Below are 805 nucleotides of genomic sequence, written 5' to 3'. Positions count from 1 at the left end.
ATTTGAATATATTGAGATCTTCTATAATCGTAAGCGCAGTCACTCAACATTAAACAACTTGAGTCCATTTGAATTTGAAAGTAAATTTGTAAAATAAAGTGTTCGCTTTTCGAGGGGCACACCAACGAACTCTAAGATTGCAGTTTTTTGGCTCAGTTCAGCGATTGAGCCGTTAATTTTTTAGGCGTGAAAGTAGGGTGGATTTCCTTTTTCTTTGTTGCTTTTTGGTGTTCGTTTCATCAGGTTCGGCATTGACCTATTATTGCTCCAAATTCAGGCGTTTCAGCGGCTAATTTACGCTTCAATTGTTCTTTGGTTATGCCTCATTTTAGCTTGCATCAGTGTTTTCTTCTTAGCATTTCCAATCCCAATTGTGGCAAGGATATTTGGTTTATCAGCTTAAAACTTGCTGAAACAAAATCGTACAAATGGTGTAAGAAAAAAGGATTGTTTCGTTTCACAGTTATTGCTGTTGAAGTGATATTCTGCTCGCTTAATTGAGCCAGTCTAATTAAACTCAGTTTACAGTAAATCTTGGTAAATCAATTCTTTACCAAGTTAATGGAAGCGTTGACAAAGAACGTGTAACAAATGCATCAACACGATTTGCTACATTCGGCGTTGTCAGTTTGCCTTTAGTTTCAGTGATTAAGGCAGTAAAATTCAGTTAAGTCTGTATCGTAGCAAACGTGTTATGCAGGCGTTACACGAACTCTAAGAACGCAGTTTTTTGGCTCAGTTCAGCGATTGAGCCGTTAATTTTTTAGGCGTGAAAGTAGGGTGGATTTCCTTTTTTCTTTGTAGC

Annotated in this window: 1 protein-coding gene; it reads left to right on the top strand. The window is 37.3% G+C overall.

Annotation, left to right across the window (positions count from 1 at the left end; genetic code table 11):
* The first annotated feature begins 10 nt into the window (after positions 1 to 10).
* On the top strand, positions 11 to 97 hold the full coding sequence (locus tag AACV33_RS21520; RefSeq protein ID WP_370527209.1) for a hypothetical protein: 87 nt from the start codon (positions 11 to 13) through the stop codon (positions 95 to 97).
* The last annotated feature ends 708 nt before the right edge of the window (positions 98 to 805 follow it).

Source organism: Aliivibrio sp. SR45-2, from assembly GCF_963890165.1.
GTDB classification, from domain to species: domain Bacteria; phylum Pseudomonadota; class Gammaproteobacteria; order Enterobacterales; family Vibrionaceae; genus Aliivibrio; species Aliivibrio salmonicida.
Note: the sequence above shows the minus strand (reverse complement) of the source record. Positions and strands in the feature narration are given on the sequence as shown.